General features: G+C 72.7%; 15 protein-coding genes. 1 reads left to right on the top strand and 14 read right to left on the bottom strand.

Annotated features, from left to right (window positions below; genetic code table 11):
* Positions 1-143: 143 nt before the first annotated feature.
* Positions 144-1,967: a GMC family oxidoreductase gene (locus AB0H88_RS16610; RefSeq protein ID WP_357645155.1), complete on the bottom strand. Its 1,824-nt coding sequence runs from the start codon at positions 1,965-1,967 to the stop codon at positions 144-146.
* 80 nt (positions 1,968-2,047) lie between these two features.
* On the opposite strand from AB0H88_RS16610, the gene AB0H88_RS16605 reads away from it, so the two are divergent.
* Positions 2,048-2,713 carry a DJ-1/PfpI family protein gene (locus AB0H88_RS16605; RefSeq protein WP_357645153.1) on the top strand — a complete coding sequence of 222 codons (666 nt, stop codon included), beginning with the start codon at positions 2,048-2,050 and terminating at the stop codon, positions 2,711-2,713.
* Between the two features lie 52 nt (positions 2,714-2,765).
* Here AB0H88_RS16605 and AB0H88_RS16600 read toward each other — a convergent pair whose 3' ends face one another.
* From AB0H88_RS16600 to AB0H88_RS16540, 13 genes are all read right to left on the bottom strand, one after another.
* Positions 2,766-3,767: an ABC transporter ATP-binding protein gene (locus tag AB0H88_RS16600; RefSeq protein WP_357645151.1), complete on the bottom strand. Its 1,002-nt coding sequence runs from the start codon at positions 3,765-3,767 to the stop codon at positions 2,766-2,768.
* On the bottom strand, positions 3,764-4,792 hold the full coding sequence (locus AB0H88_RS16595) for an ABC transporter ATP-binding protein (RefSeq protein WP_357645149.1): 1,029 nt from the start codon (positions 4,790-4,792) through the stop codon (positions 3,764-3,766). Before AB0H88_RS16595 ends, AB0H88_RS16600 begins: the two co-directional genes overlap by 4 nt.
* The gene (locus AB0H88_RS16590) at positions 4,789-5,643 is read right to left on the bottom strand and encodes an ABC transporter permease (RefSeq protein WP_357645147.1); all 855 of its coding nucleotides are present in this window, start codon (positions 5,641-5,643) and stop codon (positions 4,789-4,791) included. Before AB0H88_RS16590 ends, AB0H88_RS16595 begins: the two co-directional genes overlap by 4 nt.
* Complete coding sequence (locus AB0H88_RS16585) at positions 5,640-6,587, bottom strand: ABC transporter permease (protein WP_357646388.1); 948 nt, start codon at positions 6,585-6,587, stop codon at positions 5,640-5,642. Before AB0H88_RS16585 ends, AB0H88_RS16590 begins: the two co-directional genes overlap by 4 nt.
* 2 nt (positions 6,588-6,589) lie before the next feature.
* Positions 6,590-8,107 carry an ABC transporter substrate-binding protein gene (locus tag AB0H88_RS16580; RefSeq protein ID WP_357645145.1) on the bottom strand — a complete coding sequence of 506 codons (1,518 nt, stop codon included), beginning with the start codon at positions 8,105-8,107 and terminating at the stop codon, positions 6,590-6,592.
* A 102-nt stretch (positions 8,108-8,209) separates the two neighbouring features.
* A complete protein-coding gene (locus AB0H88_RS16575) occupies positions 8,210-9,634 on the bottom strand; it encodes a gamma-aminobutyraldehyde dehydrogenase (protein WP_357645143.1) in 1,425 nt (474 codons plus the stop codon).
* Between the two features lie 16 nt (positions 9,635-9,650).
* Complete coding sequence (locus AB0H88_RS16570; protein WP_357645141.1) at positions 9,651-11,201, bottom strand: class I adenylate-forming enzyme family protein; 1,551 nt, start codon at positions 11,199-11,201, stop codon at positions 9,651-9,653.
* Positions 11,198-12,088, bottom strand: a complete 891-nt coding sequence (locus AB0H88_RS16565) for an amidohydrolase family protein (protein WP_357645139.1) — start codon at positions 12,086-12,088, stop codon at positions 11,198-11,200. The genes AB0H88_RS16570 and AB0H88_RS16565 overlap by 4 nt, the downstream gene beginning before the upstream one ends.
* Before the next feature lie 35 nt (positions 12,089-12,123).
* Positions 12,124-13,596 (bottom strand): amidase, encoded by a 1,473-nt coding sequence (locus AB0H88_RS16560; RefSeq protein WP_357645137.1) that lies wholly within the window; start codon positions 13,594-13,596, stop codon positions 12,124-12,126.
* Positions 13,593-14,420: an ATP-binding cassette domain-containing protein gene (locus tag AB0H88_RS16555; protein ID WP_357645135.1), complete on the bottom strand. Its 828-nt coding sequence runs from the start codon at positions 14,418-14,420 to the stop codon at positions 13,593-13,595. The genes AB0H88_RS16560 and AB0H88_RS16555 overlap by 4 nt, the downstream gene beginning before the upstream one ends.
* The gene (locus AB0H88_RS16550; RefSeq protein ID WP_357645133.1) at positions 14,413-15,423 is read right to left on the bottom strand and encodes an ABC transporter ATP-binding protein; all 1,011 of its coding nucleotides are present in this window, start codon (positions 15,421-15,423) and stop codon (positions 14,413-14,415) included. The genes AB0H88_RS16555 and AB0H88_RS16550 overlap by 8 nt, the downstream gene beginning before the upstream one ends.
* On the bottom strand, positions 15,420-16,310 hold the full coding sequence (locus AB0H88_RS16545; protein WP_357645131.1) for an ABC transporter permease: 891 nt from the start codon (positions 16,308-16,310) through the stop codon (positions 15,420-15,422). Before AB0H88_RS16545 ends, AB0H88_RS16550 begins: the two co-directional genes overlap by 4 nt.
* Positions 16,307-17,251, bottom strand: a complete 945-nt coding sequence (locus tag AB0H88_RS16540; RefSeq protein ID WP_357645129.1) for an ABC transporter permease — start codon at positions 17,249-17,251, stop codon at positions 16,307-16,309. The genes AB0H88_RS16545 and AB0H88_RS16540 overlap by 4 nt, the downstream gene beginning before the upstream one ends.

Raw genomic sequence — 17,251 nt, 5'->3', positions numbered from 1 at the left:
CGGAATCCTCCGATTCGCGGGCCGGTTCGGCTCGACCAGCCAGGGCGCGCCACCCGTCGGCTCGGCCGGCTGGTGCGTGCGACCCGTCGGCTCGGCCGGCTGATGCGCCCCCTGGATGGGCCCGGTAGCGCCGCGGAGGAGTTTCAGAACAGTGTGCGGACAAGGTGTTCGGCGAGGGCGACGACCGGGAGGTTGGTCGTGGCCCGGGGGATCACCGGGATGATCGAGGCGTCGATGACCCAGAGGTTGTCGCTGCCGTACAGCCGCCCGGTGGCGTCGACGACGGCTCCCGCGGCCGGGTCCGTGCCGATCGCGCACGTGCCCACCGGGTGCCAGTAGTGTGCGGCGGCGGCACGCATCGCGGCCTCTCGCGAGCCAGTGGGCTTGCCACGCGAGGGGTTCGTGGGCTGGCCGGAGGACGGACCTGCGGGCTTGCCGCGGGCCGGGCCTGAGGGCTCGTCGCGCGACGGATCTGCGGCTGGTCCGTCGCGTCTATCCATAGCGAGCCCGTCGCGTCGATGCCTGCCGCGTCCGTCGCGCGGATCCTCGGCGAACTCCTCCAGCCAGGCTGCGGTGAACTCGTCTAGGGGCCGCCCCAGCAGAGGGGCCAGGGCCGGTGAGGTGGCCATGCGGCGGCACAGGTCGATGCCGTGCCGCAGCACCTCAAGGTCGCTCCCGTCGGGGTCCGTCAGGTACGCGTGGTCGATCAGAGGTCTGGCCCCGGGGTCGGGTGAGGTCAGCCGCAGCGTGCCCCGGGATCGCGGCGTGAGACACGCGGCGGGCAGTACGCAGGTCCAGCCTCCGGGTTCTTTACCGGTCCATGGGAGGAGATGCAGGTCGTACGGGGCGCGCCCGCCGGCCGACAGGGCCTTCCCGATGACCTGCTCGTCCGGGACCGGCCGGCCGCGCTCGTAGTCGGCGAGTCGGCGCACCAGTTCCTGACTCGCGGCGAACCGCAGCTCCAGGGTGGGATGGTCATGCAGGTTGCGGCCGACGCCGGGCAGGTCGAGGTGGGGCGCCATGCCGAGCGCCGTCAGGTCGTCGGCCGGGCCGATGCCGCTGCGCAACAGTACCTCGGGGCTGCCGTAGGCGCCGCCGCACAGGATGAAGCGGTCCGCCTCCACGGTGAGGCGCTCCTGCCCGCGCCGCACGTGCGTGCGGCGGACCAGCGAGCCGTGGAGTTCGAGGTGGTCGACCAGCGCGTGGTCCACCACGCGCAGTCGCCGGTCGCTCCGTCTCGGCTTCAGGTCGCCGCCCGCCGGATCCGAGTGGCTGCGCCCCGGGCGCCGGTCGCCTCGCGCCGGAAGCAGGAAGCCCTGCCCCGGCTCCAAGCGCACGGGGTTCAGACCCGGTTCCAGGGAGTCGCGTACGGGGTCAAGGTAGGCGAAGGCGCTGTTCCAGCGGACACCGTCGGGGTTGTTGACCGGTGAAGGTCCGCAGCCGGCGCCCCCGAGGAGGTCGTCCAGGTCGTCTGTGCGCGGTACACCACAAAGGATCATGGCCTCCATCGCCGCCGCCTGGAACGGGGTGAGGTCGTCGTCGCAGTCCCGGCGGACGCGCAGCCTGGCAGCCGCCTGGCGCATCAACTCGGTGACCGAGGCGTCGGTCCAGGACGTTCCCCATGCCCGGTAGTCGGCGGCGTGGCCGACCGTCTGGGAGCAGCCGTTGTGGGAGGAGCAACCGCCGATGACGCGGGCTCGGTCGAGCGGCAGGTCGTGTCCGGGCACGGCGCCGGGGCCCCGGTATCCCCAGTCGTGCGTCTGCGGCAGCGTGGAGCTGTCGAGCAGTTCGTGCGGCCACCGTCCGGCGTCGTAGGGCCCGTAGTCGGGCCCGGCCTCCACGACCACCACGGACAGAGAGGTGTTCTCGATCAGGCGCCCGGCGACGACCGCGCCGGCCGTGCCGCCGCCGAGGACGGCGATGTCCGCGCGTACGCGCTGGTCTATGTCGTTTCCAACGCTTACCATGGAGCGAGTTTAATCGATCGGTCGATAAAATCAATCGTGCCGGACGTGACGAGAACTGAGCCGAGAGCAGGGAAAAGAACGTGGACGTCGCCATCCTCATCTACGAAGGTTTCACCTCCCTCGACGCCACCGGGCCGTTCGAGGTTTTGCGGCGCCTGCCCGATCCGCGGGTGCGCTTCGTGTCGGGGACACCAGGCATGTGCGCCGCCGATCAGCCGGGCTTCGGGCTGGTGGCCGATCCGCTGGAGAGCATGGCGCGGCCGGACATCGTGGTCGTCGCCGGCGGCAGCACCACGCAGGGGCTGCTGGCCGACGAGAGGGTCCTGACCTGGCTGTGCCGGGCGTACGAGACGAGCACATGGACGACATCGGTGTGCACCGGCTCGCTGCTGCTCGGGGCCGCGGGTCTGCTCCAGGGACGTCAGGCCACCTCGCACTGGTACGAGCTGGAGAGCCTGCGCTGCTTCGGCGCCGAACCGGTGTCCCGGCGCGTCGTGGAGGACGGGAAGATCATGACGTCCGCGGGCGTGTCCTCCGGCATCGACATGGCGCTGCTGCTGTGCGACCGGCTGGCGGGGCCGGCTTACGCCCAGGCCGTACAGCTGGGGATCGAGTACGACCCCCAGCCCCCGCACGACGCGGGCTCGGTGGACAAGGCCCCGGCCGAAGTGGTCCGGTTCATGCGCGACAACATGGAGCGGCACTACGGCCCGTCCTGGGGCCAGCGGTCCACCCAGAGCGCGTAGCGTCACTCCCGGCGGAGCGCCACCACGGCCCGTCCTAGGGCCGGTGAGCCGCTCAGCGCGCCTGGCGCCAGGCGAAGTGGCACCACACCCGCTGCCCGTCCCGCCGCTCCTCGGACGGCTCCGACGTGCCGCACACCGCCGCCGCCTGCGGGCAACGCGGGTGGAACCGGCAGCCGGGCGGGATGTGCAGCGGGCTCGGCGGCTCGCCTCCGAGCCTCCCGAGCTCACCGAGCTCACCGAGCTCACCGAGTCCGCTGAGCTCCGGAGCCGCGCCGCCGGAGCGCCGCCGGTCGCGGGAGGGCACCGCGTCGAGCAGCACGCGGGTGTACGGATGCCCCGGCCGGGCGAAGACCCGCACGACGGGCCCCTCTTCCACGATGGATCCCAGATACATGACGGCGACGCGATCGCACAGCCCCCGTACGGTCGCCAGATCGTGCGAGATGAACAGCACGGACAGGCTGAGCCGCTCGCGCAGGTCGCTCAGCAGGTTGAGCACGGCGCCGGCCACCGAGGCGTCGAGCGCGGCCACGGCCTCGTCGGCGACCAGCACCTCCGGCTCGACGGCCAGGGCACGCGCGATCGCGACGCGCTGGCGCTGACCGCCGGACAGCTCGCGCGGGAGCGCGTGTGCCTGCCGCTCACCTAGTCCGACCATCTCCAGCAGCTCTCGTGTCCGGTGCGCGAGCTTCTCGGCGGGCAGGGTGCGGCGCAGCGGTTCGGCGAGGGTCTGCGCGACCGTGCGGCGCGGGTCGAGCGAGGAGCCCGGATCCTGGTAGATCATCTGTATCCGGCGGCGCATGCCCGGTGGGCGTCGCCCGGGTACGGGCACGCCGTCCAGCAGCACGCCTCCGGCCGTCGGCGGGGTCAGTCCGACGATCGCGCGGGCGAGGGTGGACTTGCCGCATCCGCTCTCGCCCACCAGCCCCAGGATCTCGCCCCGCCCCAGCTCCAGGTCCACCCCGTCGACGGCGCGCAGGCGGCGCCGCCGCAGGAATCCGGCGCGCACCGGGTGGTCCACGACCAGGCTGCGGACCTGGATCAGCGCGCTCATGTGGCCTCCGGCTCGTGGACGCAGGGCGAGTGGTTGCAGGAGGAGTGGTTGCAGGAGGAGTGGTTGCAGGGCGAGTGGATGCAGGACGATCGGTGCTCGATGGTGAGCGCGTCGATGCCGGGGACGACGCCCGAGCAGGCCGCGACCTGGTGGGCGCAGCGCGCCCGGAAGCGGCAGGACGGGGTGTAGTCGGCCGGGGCGGGCGGCGCGCCCGCGATCGGGCGGAAGCGGCCGATGGGCCCCTCAAGCGTGGGGACGGCGTCGATCAGGGCTCGGGTGTAGGGGTGGCGGGATCGGTCGAGTACGTCGGCCACGGGTCCGGCCTCGATGATCTGCCCGGCGTACATGACCGCGACCACGTCCGCGATCTGCCGGATCACCGCGATGTCATGGCTGACGAAGACCATGCCGAGCCCCCGTTCGGTTCGTGCCGCGTCCAGCAGTCGCAGGATCTCGGCTTGCAGCGTGACGTCCAGTGCCGTGGTCGGTTCGTCGCACAGCAGTACCCGTGGGTCGGTGGCGAGGGCCAGCGCGATCGCGACGCGCTGGCGCATGCCGCCGCTGAGCTCGTGCGGGTAGGCGTGGAAGCGCAGGCCGGGGTCGGGTACGCCGACCGCGGCCAGCAGCTCCACGGCCCGTCTCCTGGCGGTGGCGCGCGAGGCGCCGGTGCGGCGGCGGACGATGTCGGCGACGAAGGCTCCGACGCGGGTGGTGGGATCGAGCGAGGCGTGGGAGTCCTGGAAGACCATCGCCAATCCGCGTCCGGCCGCCTGGCCGGCGGGAACGGCGGTGGGTGCGGCATCGGCCTGGTGGCTCAGGCGGATCTCGCCCCCGGTGCGTTCGACGCCCGCGGGCAGCAGTCCCATCGTGGCGCGCAGGGTGAGCGACTTGCCGCACCCCGACTCGCCGACGATGCCGAGGCACTGCCCGGCCGCGACCGCGAAGGAGAGGCCGTCGAGCAGGGTGCCACCCCCTTGGAGGGCGACACGCAGCCCCTCGACTTCGAGCAGTGGGTACGACGTCATCCGGCCCCTCCTCGATCGCCCAGCCGGTCGCCGAGGGCCGCGATGCTCGATCCGATGATCACGATCGTCAGGCCCGGGAACGCCGCCAGCCACCAGTGGCTGCGCAGGAACACCTGAGCCTCCGCCACCATGGCGCCGAGCTCGGGCGTGCCCGCTTTGACGCCGAGCCCGAAGAACGACAGGACCGCGATGCCCTGCAGCGCCATCCCCATGTCGGTGGCGAGGTAGACCAGCGACTGGCGCAGCGCGTTCGGCAGCACGTGCCGCAGCAGCACCGCGGTGTGCGAGAGGCCGAGCAGGTAGCCGGCCGAGACGTAGTCGCGTTCGCGTACGCGGCGGACCTCGGTGCGGATGAGCCGCGCGTACACGACCCAGCCCAGCACGCTGAAGGCCACCAGCAGCGAGGAGGTGCCCGGCCCCAGCACGAACACGAAGGCGATGAGCAGCACGTACACCGGCAGCGCCTGGAAGATGTCGGCCGCCCAGCGCAGCGCGGCGTCCAGGACGCCGCCGCGGTAGCCGGCCACCGCGCCGATCAGCGTGCCGAGGAGCATCGGCAGGCCCGCGGCGAACACCATCAGCAGCAGGTCGGTACGCAGCGCGAACAGCAGGCGCGACAGCACGTCCCGGCCGAGCGCGTCCGTGCCGAGCAGATGGGCGGCGCTCGGCGGCCGGAGCTGGTCGAGTGTCAGCTGGGCCGGGTCGGCAGGAGCCAGCACTGGTGCCAGGAGGGCGGCCAGGACCGCGAGGGCGGGCAGCGCGACGGCCGCCGACCGGGTCCAGCCGAAAGCGCGGGCCGACCGTGATGCCACGGGTACGGCGTTGTCCAGGAGCGGCGGCGGAGTGGTCATCGCCATGTCGTCCTCGGATCGAGCAGGGCGACCGCCAGGTCGGCGAGTAGGTTGATCCCGATGATGGCGGTGCCGAAGATCAGCGTGAGGGCCTGGACGACCGGGAAGTCGCGCTGGCTGGCCGCGTTGACCATCTCGGCCCCCAGCCCCGGCAGGCCGAAGGTCTGCTCGACGATGACCGCGCCGAACAGCAGCGCGGCGGCCTGGACGGCCAGCAGGGTGACGGCCGGTGGCAGGGCGTTGCGCAGCAGGTGGCGCCGTACCAGTGGCCATCCGGACAGGCCCAGCGACCGGGCGGTGGTGATGTGGTCGGCGGCCAGCACCTGGCGCAGGCTCGCGGCGCCGCTGCGGGCCAGCAGCGGCATCGCCGCCAGGCCGATCGTCAGTGAGGGCAGGACCATCGAACGGAGCCGGTCGCCGGTATTCTCGCCGAAGCCGCCGACCGGTAGCCAGCCGGTCCGCAGGGCCAGCACCGAGGCGAGCATGAGCCCGACCCAGAAGGGCGGGCAGTTGAGGATGATCGTGAGCGAGCGCGCGCACAGCCGTGCCGCCGCCGAGCGCGGGCGCAGCGCCATCACCAGCGCGGCGGGCACGGCCAGGAGCGTGCTCACGACGAGGCCGCCGGCCAGCAGCCATACCGTCACGGCGGCCCGCTCGCCCACGATGGTGGAGATGGGGATCCCGGTGCGGTTGGAGCGGCCCAGGTCCCCGTCCGTCAGGTGCGCCAGGTAGGTCCAGAACTGGCCCCATATCGACTGGTCGAGTCCGAGGTCGTGGCGTACCCGCGCCACCTGTTCCGCGCCGGCCCGGGGTCCGGCGATGACGCGCGCGGGATCGCCGGGCATCAGTTGCTGGAGCAGGACGACGATGAGCAGCAGCGCGACCAGCACCGGCACGACCTGCGTCAGCCTGCCGGCCACGAAGCGCAACCGTCCGGCCGGCATGCTCACGCCGCCCAGAGCAGGTCGGCCGGATAGGACAGGAAAGGGGTGAGCTTGAGGCCCTTCACCTTGGGGGAGACGGCGAAGAGGCGATCGGGGAAGGCGGTCGGGATGTAGGGCAGGTTGTCATGGATCCAGGTCTCGGCCACGCGCACCGCCGCGGCCCGCTCCTGGTCGGTCCGCGCGACCTCCAGGCGGGTGAAGGCGTCGGAGATGGTCTTCATCGGCAGGCCGGAGTACAGCCCGCCCGTCGCCACGATGAGGCCGAAGATGTCGCCGACGGTCGGTGAGACGCTGCCGACCTCGCCCAGTGACAGGTCGTAGGCGCCCTTGGCCTGCCGGTCGACGAGCACCTGCACCTCGAGCTTCTGCAGCTCGACCTCGATGCCGGCGGCGCGCAGCAGCGCCGCGGCGGTCTCGCCGGCGCGGGTGGAGAAGGGCGTCGTGGCGTCGACGACCAGCTCCACCTTGGTCCCGGGCCGGTAGGAGGATTGGGCCAGCTCCCGCTTGGCCTTGTCCAGGCCGGTCTCGTAGGTGCAGCCGCAGCCGACCGAGCCCTGAACGCGCGGCGGCAGAGCGCCGGTGGCCGGTGTGGCCAGGCCGCCGAAGACCGCCTGGATGTAGCGGGCGCGGTCGATGGCCAGGCTGACCGCGCGCCGGAAGTGCAGGTCGTTGCCCGGTCGGCGGGCGGCGTTGACGAAGATGCCGTGGATGGTCGCCGAGGGGTGGACGACGACCTGCTCCTCGCGCGGGATCTGCGTGGCCAGGTCGAGCGGCACCGCCTCGATGGCGTCGGCCTGGCGGCTCTGGTAACGCAGCATCTGCTGGTTGGGGTCGGCGACGACGTCGTAGGTGAGGCGGTCGAGGTAGGGGCGGGCGGGGTCGTGGTAGCGCGGGTTGCGTTGGAGGATGAGCTGCTGGCCCGGCCGGTAGGAGGTCACGACGAAGGGGCCGGCGCCGATCGGCTTGGCGAAGAAGTCCTTGCGGTCCATGCCGCCGAAGTCCTTCGGCACGATGACCGAGGAGCCGTTGCTGAGCCAGGTGAGGGTGAACGTGCTGGCCTTGCTCATCTTGATGACCAGGGTGCGCGGGTCGGGGGTGGCGGTGCCGGTGATGGCCGCGTACAGGGTGCCGAGGGACAGTCCCTTGCGCCACAGCTCGACGGAGAACGCGGCGTCCTGCGAGGTCAGCGGCCGCCCGTCGCTGAAGGTCAGGCCGGGGCGCAGCGTGAAGGTGATGGTCTTGGCCTTGGTGTCGAGCTTCCAGCTTTCGGCCAGGCCGGGCTGGATCGACGTGCCGTCGGGCGCGTAGCGGACCAGGCCCTCCATCACCTGCGGCAGGGTCTGGAAGGTGGCCAGCTGGATGGCCTTGTCGGGATCCCAGCCGTCGATGTCGGCGGCGCGCAGGATCGTGAGGCTCCCGCCGCGTCGGGGCGTCCCGGCCTCGCGGGAGGCGCCGTTCCCGGCCGGTTCGCTGCCGCAGCCCGCGGCCAGCAGGGCCATCACCAGCAGGAGGCATCCCACTGCTTTCCTTGGCATCATGGGCAATCACCATTTCGAACGATCGATAGATTACGTGGGGGTGGTTCGGCGCTCCTGAGTGAGAAAGGCACGGGCGGCCGGTGTTCAGCGCAGGCTGGCCATCACGTGCTTGACGAGGGTGTAGTCCTCAAGCGCGTACGCCGACAGGTCCTTGCCGTGACCTGACTGCTTGAAGCCGCCGTGCGGCATCTCCGAGGCGAGCGGGACGTGGTCGTTGATCCAGACGCAGCCGAAGCGCAGCGCCTTCGACATGCGCAGGGCCCGCCCGATGTCGCGCGTCCAGACCGAGGCGGCCAGACCGTACGGTGTGCCGTTGGCCAGCCTGATCGCCTCATCCTCCGCGCCGAAGCGCTGGACGGTGATGACCGGGCCGAAGATCTCCCGCTGGACCAGCTCGTCGTCCTGCCGCAGCCCGGCCACGACCGTCGGCTCGAAGAAGAAGCCGGGCCGCTCGGCCGCCCGGCCCCCGGTGACGACCTCCGCGTGGCCGGGCCGCCGCTCCAGGAAGCCGGCCACCCGCTCGCGCTGGCGCAGGCTGTTGAGCGGGCCGAGGGTCGTCTGCGGCGCGCTCATGTCGCCCATCACCCGTTCCTTGGCCTTCTCGGCCAGGCCGGCGACGAGGTCGTCGTACAGGCGGGGGCCGGCCAGCACCCGGGTGGCCGCCGTGCAGTCCTGGCCCGCGTTGTAGAAGCCGGCGCCGGAGATGATCTCCAGTGCCGCCTCCAGGTCGGCGTCGTCGAACACCACGACCGGTGCCTTGCCGCCGAGTTCGAGATGGGTGCGCTTGAGGGTGCGGGCCGCGTGTTCGGCCACCCATCTGCCGGTCTCGACCGACCCGGTGAGGCAGACGAGCTCGACATCGGGATGTTCGACCAGCGCGGCGCCCGGCTCGTCGCCGCCGACGACGACGTTGAGCACGCCGGGCGGGAAGATGGCGGCGGCCAGTTCGGCGAGCCTGAGGGTGGTCAGCGGGGTCGTGGGCGCGGGCTTGAGCACGCTGGTGCAGCCCGCGGCCAGGGCGGGGCCGATCTTCCACACGGCCATCATCATCGGGTAGTTCCACGGCGTGATCTGGCCGACCACGCCCACGGGCTCGCGGCGGATCATCGAGGTGTAGCCGGCCACGTACTCGCCGGCCGCCTTGCCCTCCAGGCAGCGGGCGGCGCCGGCGAAGAAGCGCAGGTTGTCGGCCATGGCGCCGATCTCATCGCTGATGACCACGTGCAGGGGTTTGCCGGCGTTCGCGGACTCCAGCCCGGCCAGTTCCGCCCCGTGCTCCTCGATCGCGTCCGCCAGCTTGAGCAGCGCGAGCGCGCGTTGTCCCGGGGTGGTCTCGGACCAGCCGGGAAAGGCCGCCTTGGCCGCCGCCACCGCCCGATCGACGTCCTCGGGGCCGGATCGGGGGGCCTGCGCGATCGTCTCGCCCGTCGCCGGATCGAGCACGGGCATCGTTTCGGAGGCGAGCGGATCGGTGAACTCGCCGTCGATGAAGTTCCGCAGCACAGTCATAAAGCTCTCCAAAAGGTCAGAGGGAGCCGGCGCGCCGGCGCAGCTCCACTTTGTCGATCTTGCCGATGGGCAGCTTCGGCAGCTCGGCCTCCAGCCGGAACACCTTGGGCACCTTGTAGTTGGCCAGCCGCGCCCGGGCGTAGTCGCGCAGCTCACCCACTGTCACCGGCCCGGCCGCCACGACGAACGCGTGCCCGACCTCTCCCCAGCGCTCATCGGGCACGCCGACCACGGCGGCGAGCGCGACGGCCGGATGTTCCTCGATCGCGGCTTCGATCTCGCGGGGGTAGACGTTGTAGCCGCCCGACTTGAACATCTCCTTGAGCCGTCCGACCAGGCGGATGTGGCCGTCAGGTTCTTGTACGGCCAGGTCGCCGGTGTGCAGCCAGCCCTCGCCGTCGATCGCCGCCCGGGTGGCATCCGGGGCGCGCCAGTAGCCGCGGGTGATGAAGTCGCCCCGGATGAGCAACTCGCCGGCGGCGCCCGCCGCGCCGCCGCCGTCGCCGTCGGGAGGGCGCAGCGTGACCTCGTAGTGCGGATCCACCCGGCCCACGCTCCAGGCCAGCACCTCCAGCGGGTCGCCCGGATCGGTGTAGGTCACCGAACCGGTCGACTCGGTGAGGCTGTAGCTGGTGGCCAGCCGCGCGCCCGTCTTCGCCAGCCTCCGCAGCAGGCTGTGGGGCGCGGGGGCGCCGCCCCACAGGATGTACTCCAGCGAGCCGAGGTCGCACTGCGACCACTGCGGCGTCCCCACCATCGCCAGCAGCTGCGTCGGAATGCAGTACAGGTGCGTCAGGCGCTCGCGCTCCACCAGGCGCAGGGCGCCGGCCGGATCGAAGCGCGGCATGTACACGACCGTGCCGCCGGCCGTGAGGATCGAGGTGCTGATGTCGCCGAGCCCGCCGATGTGGTTGAGCGGCAGGTCGCACAGCTTGCGGGGCGCCTGGCCGTACCACCGTCCAGCCTGCACCACGCCGCAGTGGGCCAGCCCCCGGTGCGGGACGAGCGCGCCCTTGGGCCTGCCGGTGCTGCCGGAGGTGTAGATCATCGCCGCCGGGTCCAGCGGCTGGACCTGCTCGCGGGCGCCGGCCAGGCGCTCTGCCGGCTCTGCGGCGTCGAGGAACTCCTCGTAGGACAGCGACAGCCCCTCCACCGCGCGTCCGCTGGTCACCACGCGCATCGGTGCGAGGGAGCGCAGCGCGTGCAGTGTCGCGGGCTGCGTGGCGTCGTCGAGCATGCCGAACAGCAGCGCCGGCTCGCTGTCGGCGACCACGTGGGACAGCTCGGCGATCGTGTACTTGGGGTTCAGCCCCACCCAGATGCCGCCGATGCTCGCCGTGGCCAGGAAGAGCACGAAGCATTCCGGCTGCGGGTGGCCGAGCAGCGCCACCCGGTCGCCGCGGCGCACGCCGGCGGCCAGCAGCGCGGCCGCGCAGCGGTCGACGTCCTCACGCAGCCGCTGGTAGGTCCAGCGGCCGCTGGGGCCGACGAGCGCCTCCCGGGCCGGACGGTGGGTGGCCCAATGGGTGACGTAGTCGGTGATGCGCGCCAGCCGCGGAAGGCTCATACCGGCACCGTCTCATGGGCGGGCGACAGCAGCCGCCTGGCGTTGTCGTGCAGCAGCGCGTCCAGCGTCTGGGCCCGCAAGCCGAGGCCATGCCATTCGCGCAGCGCCCGCAGGTGCGGGAACACCGGCCAGTCCGTGGCGAAGAGCACCTGCTCGCGCAGGACCCGGTCCATGAAGCGCAGCATCGTCTCCCAGCCCGAGCCCGGCACGCCGAGATACTTGGGGGCCAGGCCGCCGAAGTCGACGAGCACGTTGGGGTGACGCCGGGCCACGGCCACGATCTCCGGCACCCACGGCCACGCCCCGTGGCAGGCGATGAGCGTGGCCTCGGGGAAGTCGCAGGCGACCTGGTCCAGGCGGATGGGGCGTTCGGCCTCGATGGGGTGGCGGCGCGAGTAGTTGACGCCGGTGTGGATGGCGATCGCCAGCCCCAGCTCGGTGGCCTTGGCGTAGACCGGGTACAGCTGCCGGTCGTCGATCGCGTGGCCGAAGAACGACGGCTGCACGTTGATCCCGGACAGTCCCAGCGCGGCCACCCGGTCGACCTGGCGTACGGCGCGCATGACCGACAGCGGCTCCAGCGTCACCGTCCCGAAGCCGGAGAAGCGGTCGGGCCGCAGCCGCACCTGCTCGGCCACCTCCTCATTCAGCGCGTCGGCGTAGTCGCCGTGCTCGTACTCCGCGTGCAGCACGGCGTGCCCGACCCCGGCCTCCTCCAGCTCGGCCAGCAGATCGTCCATGCCCTTGTGCCAGCCGTCGCCGATGTCGAGGACCGCCTCGTACTGGGTGTAGACGTCGCCGCCGGCCGACAACGGGGGGCGGGCGGCGCTGGGCACCCGTACGCGGAAGTCGATGATCGTCGAAGTCGGCGGGCCGGTCAGATCCATGAGGTGTTCCTCCTGAGGGATGTGAGGGGTGTCGTTCACCGGGGCAGGCCTGCGGGCCTGCGGTGTCGCCATGGGTGGGCGCGTTCGAGCTGGCCGGCCAGGGCCAGGACGGTGCCGTCGCGCCATCGGCCGCCGATGAGCTGGACGCCGAGCGGCAGGCCGCCGGGCTGCTCCACCAGCGGGATGGAGATCGCGGGCAGGCCCAGCATGTTCGACAGGGCCGTGAGCGAGGCGGTCTCCTCCGCGCGCCGCAGCGGCAGCCACGGGTCGGCGTCCTGCCCCTGCCACAGGGCGCCCTCGCTCGGCGCCAGGACGGGGTTGGTCGGGGTCAGGACGACGTCGACGGCCTGCCACGCCTGGTACATCTCGGCCGAGCGCAGCTGCAGTTCGAGCATGGTCGTCACGTACGTCAGCGAGTCGGTCTCGCGGGCGGCCCGGCGAAGGGTGCGGTTGAGCGGCTCGACGGCGGACTCGTCCACGACCGCGCAGTCGGCCGACCCCGTGGCGTAGAGGATCTCGAAGCGGGGCTGGAACCAGTCGGGGTCGAGTCCGGGAATGGTCTGCTCGACCACCTCGTGACCGAGGTCGGCCAGCAGGTCGGCGGCCCGGCGGGCCAGGGCGAGGGCCGCGGGGTGCACCTCGGCGGGGAAGGCGGGCTGCAGGTTGAGCCCGACGCGCAGCCGCCGCGGGTCACGCCCGGCCTGGCGCCGGTAGGGTGCCTCAGCCGGGGGAGCGCTGTACCAGGTGGACTGGGGGGCCGCCGCGAAGACGTCCAGGATCGCCGCGGTGTCCAGCACGGTGCGGGTGAGTACCCCTTCGGTCGCGAAGCCCTCCATGTAGTGGGCGTCGGAGGGGACGCGGCCGCGGCTCGGCTTGAGCCCGACGAGCCCGCAGAAGCTGGCCGGCTCGCGGATGGAGCCCGCGCCGTCGGACCCGTGTGCCACGGGCAGCAGGCCGGCCGCCACGGCCGCGGCCGCGCCGCCGCTGGAACCGCCCGGGCTGCGCGTCAGATCCCAGGGGCTGCGGGTGACGCCGTGACGCGCCGACTCGGTGACGGACACGGTGCCGAATTCGGGCGAGGTGGTCGCGCCGACGAACACGAATCCCGCCTCCCGCAACGCCCTGACGGCCGGCGCGTCGGCGGCCATCACGCGGTGCTCGACGGCGTTGGAGGCGCTGCACAGCGGCCAGCCGCGGACCGGATGCAGGTCCTTGATCGCGATGGGGACGCCCAGGAACGGCGGCAGCGGCCCGCCGGCCGCAACCCGCGCGTCGGCTGCGTCGGCGGCCTGGCGAGCCCGCTCGTGGTCGAGGTGGCAGAAGGCGTTCAGCGCGGGATCGAGCGCGTCGATGCGCGCCAGGTAGCCCTCCAGCACCTCGCGCGCGCCGATCTCACCGGCCGCGACGCCTTCGGCCAGTTCGGTGGCGCTCGGCCACCCGTCGGGCCCGGTGCCGACCGGTTCCCCAAGCGCTGGGGTGGTTTCGGTCGCTGGGGTGCTTTCGGTCATCGTGTCTCCTTCGCTTCCTGAGCTTCCTGAGCTTGCTGAGTGATGCGGCGGGTGGGGCGCCAGCCGGGGCCGGGAACGCTCGCGCGCAGCAGACGCGTGTACGGATGCTCGGGCGCGTCGAGCACCTGGCCGGTGGGTCCGCGTTCGACGATCGAGCCGTGCCGCATGACGATGACCTCGTCGCTGACCTGGCGCACCACGGCGAGGTCGTGGCTGATGAACAGGTAGGCCACGCCGGTGCGTTCGCGTACCTGCGACAGCACGTTGAGGACCTGCGCCTGGATGGACACATCCAGCGCGGCGACGGACTCGTCGAGGATGAGGACCCGCGGCTGGGCCGCCAGCGCCCTGGCGATGGCCACCCGCTGGCGCTGGCCGCCCGACAGCCCGGCCGGCCGCGCGGCCATCTGGCGTTCGTCGAGCCCGACGAGGTCGGCCAGCTCCGCCACCCTGGCGCGCCGCCGCCCGCGATCCAGCCGGGTGTGCAGCCGCAGGACCTCCTCCAGCGCGGCGGCGGGACTCTGGCGCGGGTCGAGGCTGGCGTAGGGGTCCTGGAAGACGATCTGGACCTCGCCGCCGCGTCGGCGGCGTTCGCGCGCCGAGCGGGCCGGCTGGGAGCGGTCGCGGCCGCAGGCGGTGACGCGCCCGGCCGTCGGCCGTTCCAGGCCCACGATCATGCGGGCCACGGTGGTCTTGCCCGATCCCGACTCGCCGACGACGGCCAGCGCGCCGGCGGGCGGCAGCGAGAAGCTCACCTCCTCTACGGCGACGGCCTGCCCGAACACCTTGCGCAGTCCTTCGACCCGCAGGATCGCCTCACTCATGCGGCACCGCCCGCTCCTGGTGCAGCTCCTCGGCCCGGACGCAGGCCACCTGCCCGCCCGCCAGGGGCCGCAGGCCCGGCCGGGTGTCGTGGCAGGGCTGCCGCACGTGCGCGCACCGGGTGGCGAACGGGCAGCCGTCCGGCGCCTCGAAGGCCGACAGCGGCCGGCCCGGGGTGGTCACCAGCCGCTCGGCCCGCCGATCCAGGGACGGCCGGGCGGCGGTCAGCGCCGCGGTGTAGGGATGTAACGGGTGCCGGTGCAGCAGCGCCGACGCGCGCACCTCCATGACGCGGCCGGCGTACATCACCGCGGTCCGGTCGCAGACGGCCGCGGCGAGTTCGAGGTCGTGGGTGATGAACAGCATGGCCAGAGCGCGCTCGCGGCGCAGCTCGTCGAGGATGGCCATCACCTCGGCCTGCGTGGTGACATCGAGCGCGGTGGTGGGCTCGTCGGCCAGCAGCAGCCGCGGCTCGGCGAGCAGCGCCGCCGCGATCATGACGCGTTGCAGCAGTCCGCCCGACAGTTCGTGCGGGTACTGCCGCAACCGTCGCCGGCCGCCGGCCACGCCCACCTCCTCCAGCGTGCGCACGGCGCGCTCCTCGGCCGTCCGCCGGGGAGTGCGCCCGTGGACGCGCAGGGCCTCGGTGAGGAAGTCACCGACCGTGCGCACCGGGTTGATGTGCGCGCGCGGATCCTGGAAGACCATGGGCACGCGGCGTCGCAGCTCGCGCAGCGCGGGCCCGCGCAGTGCCGCGACGTCGGCCCCGCCGACGCGGATGCTGCCCTCGGTGTGCGCGCCCGCGGGTAGCAGTCGCACGATCGAGCGGGCCGTCATGGACTTGCCCGAGCCCGATTCGCCGACCAGGCCGACCGCTTCGCCCGGGCCGACGCTCAGCGACACCTCGCTGAGGACCGTCCTTTGCCGGCCGCCCAGCGGCAGCGTCACCGTCAGGCCGCTGATGTCGAGCAGGTCGCTCATGCGGCTGTCGAGCGGGTCGCTCATGCGGTGCCTCCTCGCCCGGGACGCCACCAGCGCGACGGGCCGAATGTCCCGCCCTGCCCGGAGTCGTCGGACAGCCGTTCGCCGAGCACGTTGAACGCCACGACCAGGACGACGATGCAGCCGCCCGCCAGCAACGACTCGGCGAGATAGCCCTGAAGGACGCCCGACTGCCCGCCGGCGACCATGACGCCCCAGTCCGCGGCGGGCGGCCGCACTCCGAGGCCGAAGTAGGACACGATGGCCAGATCGACCATGGCGTACCCGAAGAAGAGCGTGGCCTGGGCGGCGAGGAGCGGCATGAGGTTGGGCACGAGGTGGCGCAGGCAGATCGCCACCGACCCGGCTCCCTGCACCTCCAGCGCCTGGACGTAGGGTTTGCGGCGCTCGGCCAGGGCCGCGCTGCGCAGCAGCCGGGCGATGTAGGGGACGTAGGCCACCGAAAGGGCGAGCACCGCCGCGCTCAAGCCGGGACCGAAGACGGCCGCGACGAGCATCGCGAGCAGGACCCCCGGGAAGGCGAAGATCACGTCCAGGGCCGCCGACACGACGGAGTCCAGCCAGCCGCCGCGCCAGGCGGCCGCGATGGCGATGACGGTGCCCGCCGTCATGCTCAGCGCGACGACCCACAAGGGGCCCAGCAGCGAGGTCCGCGCGCCGGTCAGCAGGCGCGCCAGCAGATCGCGGCCCTGGCCGTCGAAGCCGAGCAGGTGCCCGGGTCCGGGTGGGGCGTAGGCGTTGGCGAAGTCGCTGGCGTCCGGGTCGACCGGCGACAGCGCCGGTCCGAGCACCGACAGGACGACCGCCGCGATGATCACGATCGCGGCCGTCGTGCCGAGCACCCCCAGGGCGCCGCGGCGGCCTCTTCCCCGCAGCGCGAGCGCCGTCATGCTCGCCCGCCCAGCTTGATCCGGGGGTCCAGCAGCGCTGCCCCGACGTCGACCAGGGTGTTGACCAGGACGAAGGCGGTGACCAGAACGAGCGATATGCCCTGTACGACGGCGAAGTCCTTGGACAGGGCGGCGCTGACGAGGTAGGCGCCCAGCCCGTTGAGGCTGAAGGCGCGTTCCACCACGGCCGCCAGCGCGATCATCGAGGCGACCGTCATGCCGGCCAGCGTGCTGATCGGGACGGCGGCGTTGCGCAGGGCGTGGCGGCGCACGAGCGCCGCGTAGGGCAGCCCCCGGCTGATCGCCGTCTGGACGTGTTCGCGGCCCATCTCCTGGCGCACGGTGGTGCGGGTGACCCGGGCCACGGCCGCGGTGGCGGCAGCCGCCAGGGCGAGGGCCGGAAGGGTGAGATGCCGGATCCCCTCCCACAGCCCCGCGCCGTTGCCGAGGGCCGGCAGCCACCGCAGCCGCACCGCGAAGACGCCGATGAGGACGATCGCCGCCACGAAGGGCGGGACGGCCACCACCAGCGCGGTCGACATCACCACGATCGCGTCCACGATCCCCGGCCGCAGGGCCGCCAGCAGCCCGAGCGCCACCCCGCCCACCAGCACGATCAGGGCCGCGTAAAGGATCAGGGCGATGGTCGTTCCGCTGCGGGAGGAGATGAGGTCCGACACGTCCTGGCGCAGGATGATCGACATGCCGAGGTCGCCGCGCACGGCGTTGCCCAGCCAGGTGACGTACTGCACGAGGAACGGCTCGTTCAGGTGGTAGCGCTGCACGAGGACGGCCACGCTCTCCGGCGGCAGCGACCGGCCGCCCGAGAGCGTGGCCAGCGGGTTGCCCGGTGCCAGCGACAGCCCGGCGAAGACCACGAAGCTCGACACGAGCAGGGTCGCGGCCAGCATGAGCGCCCGTCGCATGAGGTAGGCGGCCAT

This window comes from Nonomuraea sp. NPDC050680 (assembly GCF_040654555.1).
Classification (GTDB): Bacteria; Actinomycetota; Actinomycetes; order Streptosporangiales; family Streptosporangiaceae; genus Nonomuraea.
The sequence above is the reverse complement of the archived record's forward strand: the minus strand, read 5'-3'. Positions and strand labels throughout refer to the sequence as shown.

Bases quoted from the DNA above. Each gene is read 5' to 3' on its own strand.
- AB0H88_RS16610 (WP_357645155.1), bottom strand. From the start codon at position 1,967: ATGGTAAGCGTTGGAAACGACATAGACCAGCGCGTACGCGCGGACATC.
- AB0H88_RS16600 (WP_357645151.1), bottom strand. From the start codon at position 3,767: ATGAGCGCGCTGATCCAGGTCCGCAGCCTGGTCGTGGACCACCCGGTG.
- AB0H88_RS16595 (WP_357645149.1), bottom strand. From the start codon at position 4,792: ATGACGTCGTACCCACTGCTCGAAGTCGAGGGGCTGCGTGTCGCCCTC.
- AB0H88_RS16590 (WP_357645147.1), bottom strand. From the start codon at position 5,643: ATGACCACTCCGCCGCCGCTCCTGGACAACGCCGTACCCGTGGCATCA.
- AB0H88_RS16585 (WP_357646388.1), bottom strand. From the start codon at position 6,587: ATGCCGGCCGGACGGTTGCGCTTCGTGGCCGGCAGGCTGACGCAGGTC.
- AB0H88_RS16575 (WP_357645143.1), bottom strand. From the start codon at position 9,634: ATGACTGTGCTGCGGAACTTCATCGACGGCGAGTTCACCGATCCGCTC.
- AB0H88_RS16570 (WP_357645141.1), bottom strand. From the start codon at position 11,201: ATGAGCCTTCCGCGGCTGGCGCGCATCACCGACTACGTCACCCATTGG.
- AB0H88_RS16565 (WP_357645139.1), bottom strand. From the start codon at position 12,088: ATGGATCTGACCGGCCCGCCGACTTCGACGATCATCGACTTCCGCGTA.
- AB0H88_RS16560 (WP_357645137.1), bottom strand. From the start codon at position 13,596: ATGACCGAAAGCACCCCAGCGACCGAAACCACCCCAGCGCTTGGGGAA.
- AB0H88_RS16555 (WP_357645135.1), bottom strand. From the start codon at position 14,420: ATGAGTGAGGCGATCCTGCGGGTCGAAGGACTGCGCAAGGTGTTCGGG.
- AB0H88_RS16550 (WP_357645133.1), bottom strand. From the start codon at position 15,423: ATGAGCGACCCGCTCGACAGCCGCATGAGCGACCTGCTCGACATCAGC.
- AB0H88_RS16545 (WP_357645131.1), bottom strand. From the start codon at position 16,310: ATGACGGCGCTCGCGCTGCGGGGAAGAGGCCGCCGCGGCGCCCTGGGG.
- AB0H88_RS16540 (WP_357645129.1), bottom strand. From the start codon at position 17,251: ATGGCCGCCTACCTCATGCGACGGGCGCTCATGCTGGCCGCGACCCTG.